The following is a 7,534-nucleotide window of genomic DNA, read 5'->3' on the forward strand; positions in this document are numbered from 1 at the left end:
GAGCACCGAGGCTCCGTGAGAGGCCAATGAGCCGGCAACGGGGTGGTTCCCAGTGAGTTCGGGAATGTGGTTCCTGCAACGGTCCGCACAGGCTGCAACCGACGCCCTCTCCCGTGCGGGAGAGGGGACCCGCGCTCCATCCTGCGCCCGTGGTGCCGATACCGATGCGTGAATCCGGTAGCCCGCAGAGGGGGCGGGAAGCGGGCGTGTCCGGCGGGAAGCCCCTAACGTCCCGCGCCGTCCAGAAGATCCGAGACCCGGCTCGCCAGGTCGGCCGAGCGGAACGGCTTGGTCAACACCGGCAGGTCGTCGGGGATCTGCATCGCCTCGGCATGGCCGGTGAGGATCAGCACCGGCAGGCTGGGATCGCGGTCGCGGATCTCGGCGGCGAGCTCGATGCCGCTCATGCCGGGCATGGCGAGATCGGCGACGATCAGGTCGAAGCGGCCGGGCGCGAAGGATTGCAGGGCGGCCTCGCCGTCGCCGGCTTCGGTGGCGTCGTGGCCGAAGCCCGCGAGGAACGAGGCCGTGACGTGCCGGACCTGCGGGTCGTCGTCGACCACCAGGATCCGCGCCGAACGCGCCGCCGTCGGGATTTCGCCAGCGGCGCGGGCCGTCTCCTCGGGCACCTCGGCCGCGAAGGGAAGGGCGAGTTCGACCCGCGTGCCGCGGCCGACCTCGCTCTCGATGGCGAGCCGCCCCTTGGATTGCTGGGCGAGGCCGAACACCATCGCGAGGCCCAGCCCCGTGCCCTGGCCCACCGCCTTGGTGGTGAAGAACGGCTCGCAGACCCGGCGCAGGATCTCGTCCGGGATGCCGGTGCCCTCGTCGGTGACGCTGACGCCGAGATAGGAGCCGTCGGCGATCTCGGGATCGCCCGCGATGTCGAGGCGCCGCGTCGCCACCGTGATGGTGCCGCCGTCCGGCATCGCGTCCCTGGCGTTGATGCACAGGTTGAGCACGGCCAGTTCGAGCTGGTCCGGATCGACCTGGACGGCGGCCAGGTCGTCGCCCAGCTCGGTCCGGACGGTGACCAGCCCGCCGAGGCTGCGGCCGAACAGGTCGCTCATCCCGGCGATCAGGGCGTTGACGTCGGTGGCGCGCGCCTGGAGGTCGTGGGCGCGGCTGAAGCTCAAGAGGCGCTTGGTCAGGGAGGCGCCGCGCTCGGCCGCGCCGCGGGCGTTCTCGATCAGGCGCTGCACCCGCGGCAGCTCGGCGACCTTGGGGGCGGCGAGTTCCAGGCTGCCGAGGATCGCGGTCAGCAGGTTGTTGAAATCGTGCGCGATGCCGCCGGCCAGGGTGCCCAGCGCCTGCATCTTGTCGGATTGGCGCAGTCGCGCCTCCAGGGTCCGCTGCTCGGTGACGTCCCGCTCGATCACCGCGAGGTGGCTGACCGTGCCGCCGGCGTCGCGAATCGGCACCCGGGTGACGTGGCTCCACAGCTCGGCCCCGGTCGGGCCCTCGCTGGTCAAGCTCTCGGCGACGGCCCCGGAGCGGATCGCGGCGGCATCGGCCTCGGCGACGGCGCCACCTTTCGCGCCGAGCAGGTCGCCCTCCCGCTGCCCGAGGCAGCCGGAGACGTCCCGGCCGAGCAGGGTGGCCTTGCGAGCGTTGAGGCGGACGAACCGGCCGTCCGCGTCCTTGAAGCTGATCGCGTCCTGGGCGTGGTCGAGCAGCCCGCGCAGCAGCGCCCGCTCGGTGGCGAGGTCGCGCCCGAGCCGGTGGCGCTCGAAGGCCTGCCGGACCGTGGAGCGTAAAAGGCTCGCGTCCCAGGGCTTGGTGACGTAGCCGACGATGCCGCCGCGGTTGAGGGCGGCGATCACCGCGGTGATGTCGGCGTAGCCGGTGAGCAGGATCGCCTGCGCGTCGTGGAAGGCCCGGGCCTCGGCCAGCAGGGCGTCGCCGGTGAGGCCGGGCATGCGCTGGTCGGAGAGCACCACCGCGATGTCGGGCTCGGCGTGCAGGATCTCGAGGGCCTCGTTCGGGTTCGAGGTGGTCAGCACCCGGTAGGAGTCCTCGAACAGGTCCTCCAGGGCGATCAGGATGTCCGGCTCGTCGTCGACGGCCAGGATCGTCCCGCGGGGGCCGTCGAATCCGTGCTGTGAATGCGTATCCGTCACCGAACCGGTGTCCATCGCGGCGGAGAACGTTCGACCTGCCGTGCCGTCACTCATGCGCTGGCCGCCTGCCGCGGAATCCCGATCACGAAGCAGGCTCCCCCGTCCAACGCCGTTTCCACGGTGAGCGAGCCGCTATGCGCCTGAACGACGCTGTAGGCAATCGCAAGACCCAAGCCGGTGCCTGCACCCACGGGCTTTGTCGTGAAGAATGGCTCGAAGATCTTCTCGCGCAGGTCTTCCGGGATGCCAGGACCAGTATCGCTGATGCGAATCTCGTCGACCTCCGGGCTCGAGACGGTATCGATCCGGATGATGCCGCCCTCCGGCATGGCGTCGGCGGCGTTGCCGAGGATGTTCATCACCACCTGATTGAGCAGCGCCGGGGTGCAGTGGATCTCGGGCCGGCCGGCGAAGCTGCGCTCCACGGTGATCCGGTCGCCGAGCTTGTGCTGGATCAGCGCCAGCACGGTCTCGATCGCCTCGGGCACGTTGACCAGCGCCCGCTCGCCCTCGTCGAGGCGGGAGAACTTGCGCAGGTTGAGCACGAGGTCCTGGATCCGGGTCAGCCCCATCCGCATCGAGCCGACCCGCTGGCGGGCCTTGTCGAGAGCGCGGGACGCCGCCTCCGGGGCCGCGTCGGGCAATTCGTTGAGCAGGCGCTCGACCGTACCCTGGTGGGCCAGGATGAAAGCGAGCGGATTGTTGATCTCGTGGGCGATGCCGGCGACCAACTCGCCCAGCGAAGCCATCTTGGCGGCCTGGACCAGCTTGGCCTGCGCGTCGGTGATCTTGCGGTTGGCGTCGGCGAGGTCGCGGTTGGCACGCTCCAGGGCGTCGGCGAGGCGGGCGCGGGCCTCGGAGGCCTCGGCCTCGGCGCGGGCGCGCTCCACCGCCCGCTCGCGCTCGCCGAACTGGCCGGCGATGCGGCGGTCGTCCTCCTCCAGCAGGCGGCGGCGCACGAAGCCGCGCACCCGCAGGGCCAGCACCTCGGCATCGGTCTTCGAGACCACGTCGTCGGCGCCGGCCGCGAAGGCCTCGACCAGAAAGTCCTTGGCCGGGTCGCTGCCGGCGATGCCGACGAGGTGGAACCCGGCGCCGGCGGCCTGGCCGGAGCGGCGCTGGCTGATCGCCCGGCACAGGGTCAGGCCGTCATAGGCGTGGCCGAGCAGGTCCACGGTCACGCAGTCGAACGCGTCCTCGCCGACCCCGTCGAGGGCCGCGAGCGCCGCCTCCGGACCGTCGGCGGTGGCGACGTGGTGGCCCTCCTGCCCGAGCAGGCCGGCCAGGAAGGTCCGGTAGGTCAGGCTGCCGTCGATCACCAGGATCCGCCCGCGCCGGAACGCGGCGGCGCCCGGCCCCTCGCCCTCGGCGGAGGGCCGGCGCTCGCGCAGCAGGGCGCGGATGCGCAGGATCATCAGGTCGCGGTCGGCGGATTTCGGCAGGTAGGCGTCGGCGCCGCTCTCCAGGCCCTTCCGCTCGCCGCCGCCGCCGCCGGTGAGCATCAGCACCGGCAGGGCGCGGGTGCGCAGGGACAGGCGCATCTGCCGGATCAGCTCGTCGCCGTCCATGCCGGGCAGATGGTAATCGGCGACCACCAGGTCGGGCTGGGTGCGGTTGAGATGGTCGAGGGCGGTCTCGGCCGAGGGGCAGCGCTCCACCGCGAAGCCGTTTGCCTCCAGCAGGAGGCGCAGCTCCAGGGCCTGCGTCTCCGAATCCTCCACCAGCAGGATCCGGGCGGGCCCGTCCTGGGCGCCGGCCTCGCTCCGGCTCACGGCCGCGCTCCGGGATCGGCCAGACGCAGGACGTGGTCGCCGATCCGGTCGAGGGGCAGGATCGCCCGGGCAGCGCCGAGCCGCACCGCCGCGGCCGGCATGCCGTAGACCACCGCGGTGCTCTCGTGCTCGGCCACGGTCTGGGCCCCGGCCCGGTGCATGTCGGCGAGCCCGACCGCCCCGTCCTCGCCCATGCCGGTGAGCAGCACGCCGATCCCCGAGGCGCCGACCTGGCGCGCCAGCGAGCGGAACAGCACCGTGGCGGCCGGGCGCTGGCCGGAAACGGGCTCGGTCTCGACCACCCGCATCACCCGGCCGGTGCCGATCTCCAGGTGGCGGTCGCCGGGCGCCACGTAGACGCGGCCGGGTTCCGCGCGCTCCCCGTCCCGCGCCAGCGAGACCGGCAGGGCGACGACGCTGTCGAGCCAGCTGGCGAAGCCCTCCATGAAGGCCGCGCCCATGTGCTGCACCACCAGCACCGGCAGCGGAAAGGTTTTGGGCAGGGCGCCGATCACCCGGGCCAGCGCCGGCGGGCCGCCCGTCGAGGCGCCGATCGCCAGCAGGCTCGGCGCCTGCCCGGCCGGGTCGGCCGGCGCGGCGAAGTCGGCCAGGCTGGTCCGTCCGGCCCATTCGGTGCCGATCGGCCGCCGCCGGATCACCGGGACCTGGGCCATGATCCGCAGCTGGGTGCAGATCTGGTCGGCCACCGCCTCGTAGCCGGCATGGGTCGTGGCCACGGGCTTCTCGACCACCGAGAGCGCGCCGGCGCGGAGCGCATTCATGGAGATCCGGAGCGAGGAATCCTCGACTGAGTCGGCGACCACGACGATCGGGGTCGGGTGCTCGGCCATGATCCGCCGCGTGGTCTCCAGGCCGTCGATGCCGGGCAGGCGGATATCCATCGAGATCACGTCGGGCCGCGCTGCCTGGAGGCCGGCCAGCGCCTCCTCGCCGGAGGCCACGGCGGCCACCAGCTCCAGCCGGGGATCGCGCGAGACGATGTAGCGCAGCAATTCGCGCACCACGAGGCTGTCCTCGACCAGCATGACCCGGACGGGCGTCATAGCAGCTGTCCGATCGTGTCGAGCAGCTGGCGCTGGTCGAATTTCTGCTTGGTCAGGTAGGCGTCGGCCCCGAGGTCGAGCCCCCGCGACACGTCGGCGGCATCCCCGCGCGAGGTCATCAGGATCGTCGGCAGCCGGGCGAACCGGGGGTCGGCGCGCAAAGCCTTCAGCAGGCCGAAACCGTCGAGGCGCGGCATCTCGACGTCGGCAAGCACGAGGTTCACGGGCTCGATCTCGGCGCGCAGCCGGTCGAGGGCGTCCTGACCGTCGACGCAGACGACCACGCGGTAGCCGGCGGCTTCCAAGATGCCCTTCTCCAAGGTCCGGGTGGTGATCGAATCATCGACGACGAGAATCGTCGCCCGCGCGGCGGCGCGGGGCGCGGTCGTCGAACGTGGAGCCTGCGCCATCGTTCCGGCGGGAAGCCCGGCCGATGACGCCGCGGCCCGGGCGGCGAGGCCCTCGGGGTCGAGGACCAGCACCGGCACGTCGCCGGGCAGCACGGCGGTGCCGGCGATCAGGCCGGGATCGGCCCCGAAGGCCGGAGCGGGCAGGACCAGCAGCGCGCGGACATCGTGCAGGCGGTCGACCCCGAGCGCCAGCCGGCCGCCGCCGGCCCGCAGCAGCACCGCGGTCAGGATCGCCGGGTCCTGATCGGCGGCATTGGCTGCCTGTCCCAGGATCTCGGCGAGATCGGTGACCGGGAGGCTGGCCGCGGCCGCGCCATCGCCGACCCGCAGCATCGTGCGGCCCATGGCCAGCGGCAATCCGGCCCGGTCGAGGCGCAACAGGCGCTCCACCGCGCCGCCCGGCAGGGCATAGGTGCGGCCGGCCGCCTCGACCAGCAGCAGGCTGCGCCGGGCCGCCGAGAGCGGCAGGCTGAAGACGAGGGCCGTGCCGGCGGGCTCGCGGGGTTCCAGGCGGACGCTGCCGAGCAGCTGGCGGGCCGCGTCGGCGGCCACCGACAGGCCGTAGCCGCGCCCCGACAGGGTATCGACCGACTCCGAGGTGGAGAAGCCGGGCTCGAACACGAGCCGCAGCAGGGTCTCGGGATCGGCGGCCTCTCCGGGGGACAAGAGCCCCCGCGCCCGGGCGGTGGCCTCGATCCGGAGCAGGTCCGGCCCCGGCCCGTCATCGTGCACGGTGACCTGGAGGCGCGCGCCGCGCACCGCCACCTCCAGCCCGAGCGCCAGGGCCTCGGGCTTGCCGGCGGCGCAGCGGATCTCCGGGCTCTGCCAGCCGTGGCTCAGGGCGTTGCGCAGTGCGTGCAGCAGCGGGTCCTTCAGGGCCTGGAGCAGGCCGCGCTCCACCGGCAGGTCGAGGCCTCGCAGGTCGAGATCGACGTCGCGGCCCTGCTCCCGGGCGGTCTCGCGGATCGAGCGGGCGAGGGGGCCGAACACGGTCTCGGCCGGCACCAGGGCGAGGCGCTCGGCCTCGGCGCGGACACGGAACGCCGCGCCCTCGACCGCGCTGGTTGCGGCGGCCTGGCGCCGGGACAGCTCGGCGGCCTCCCGGGCGAAGCCGCCGAGCCGCGCCGCCAGCGACCGCAATTCCGGCCCGTCCGCATCGGATCTGGCGGCCAAAGCCTCGGCCCCGGCGCGCAGGTCCCGGGCGAGCCGGGCGAGGCGCGCCAGGCCCTCGGCTGCCGGAGCCTGAGCCGCCAGGGTGCTGGTCAGGTCATGGCTCGCCCGGGCCAGGGCCTCCACGGCCTCCCCGGGCACGCGCAGGATCGCGGCGCCGGATTCGGCGGGCTCGGGAGGTGAGGCCGGGGCGGCAGGGGGCTCGGCCTTGGGGGCGAGCGAGGGAGCGGCAGGCGCGGGTGCCGAGGCGGGCTTCGGTTCCGACGAAGCGGCAACCGTCGGAGCGGCCTCAGGGGTTTCGCCGGGGAGGCCGAGGCACTGGCCCAGGGCCGACAGGGCGTCGGCCGGCATGTCCGGCCCGGCGCCGTCCTGCAGGCCGGCGACGTAGCTCTCGATCCGGTCGAGGGCGAGGTGGACGGCGTTGGCCGACGCCCGGTCCAGGGGCCGCGCGCCGGTGCGGACCTGCTCGAACAGCGTCTCCAGGCGGTGGGCGACCGCCTCCACGGGCGGCAGGTCGACGGCGCGAGCGGCGCCCTTCAGGCTGTGGGCGCGGCGGAACACGTCGTTCCAGTCCGGGGTCGCGCTGCCGAGCGCGGCCCGGATCGCCGTGACGTGCTCGCGGTGCTCGACCTCGAAGGCCGCGAGCAGGAGTTGGCGGATATCGGCGGGCAAGGCGGCGCCCGCCCTCAGTGCCGGTAGCGTTCGGCCAGGGCCATCAGCGCCTGGGCGAGCTCGGTGAGGTTGGCCGAGGCCGCCTCGACCTCGCGGGTGCCGGCCGCCGTCTGCTGGCTTGCCTGGCGGATGTTCTGCAGCGCCCCCATCACCTGCTCGATCCCGGGCTGCTGCTGGTTGGTCGGGGTGCCTCGGGCGGCTTGACGCAATCCGGCTCGCGCGGCTTGGCCACCGCCGCCAGGGCCGCCACAACCGGAGCCGGCTTCAGCCCCAGACGCGTCTGAACCTCCGGCTGCCGCGCTGCCGCAATGGTCAGAACGGCGGCG

The 7,534-nt window shown here is 73.7% G+C and carries 4 protein-coding genes and 1 pseudogene; all 5 read right to left on the reverse strand.

Translation table 11 applies throughout. The features are described from left to right. Positions 1–224: 224 nt before the first annotated feature. Positions 225–2,135 carry a response regulator gene (locus tag MKL09_RS27415; RefSeq protein WP_244025140.1) on the reverse strand — a complete coding sequence of 637 codons (1,911 nt, stop codon included), beginning with the start codon at positions 2,133–2,135 and terminating at the stop codon, positions 225–227. Between the two features lie 35 nt (positions 2,136–2,170). After that, on the reverse strand, positions 2,171–3,892 hold the full coding sequence (locus tag MKL09_RS27420) for a response regulator (protein ID WP_244025137.1): 1,722 nt from the start codon (positions 3,890–3,892) through the stop codon (positions 2,171–2,173). Beyond that, positions 3,889–4,956 (reverse strand): chemotaxis-specific protein-glutamate methyltransferase CheB, encoded by a 1,068-nt coding sequence (gene cheB, locus MKL09_RS27425; RefSeq protein ID WP_244025138.1) that lies wholly within the window; start codon positions 4,954–4,956, stop codon positions 3,889–3,891. Before cheB ends, MKL09_RS27420 begins: the two co-directional genes overlap by 4 nt. Further along, entirely contained in the window at positions 4,953–7,208 is a 2,256-nt protein-coding gene (locus MKL09_RS27430; protein WP_244025139.1) for a response regulator, read from the reverse strand. The genes cheB and MKL09_RS27430 overlap by 4 nt, the downstream gene beginning before the upstream one ends. A 14-nt stretch (positions 7,209–7,222) precedes the next feature. Next, positions 7,223–7,534: pseudogene (locus MKL09_RS27435) on the reverse strand (hypothetical protein); the annotation flags it as partial.

Origin of the sequence: Methylobacterium sp. J-048, from assembly GCF_022829515.1 — a bacterium.
Classification (GTDB): domain Bacteria; phylum Pseudomonadota; class Alphaproteobacteria; order Rhizobiales; family Beijerinckiaceae; genus Methylobacterium.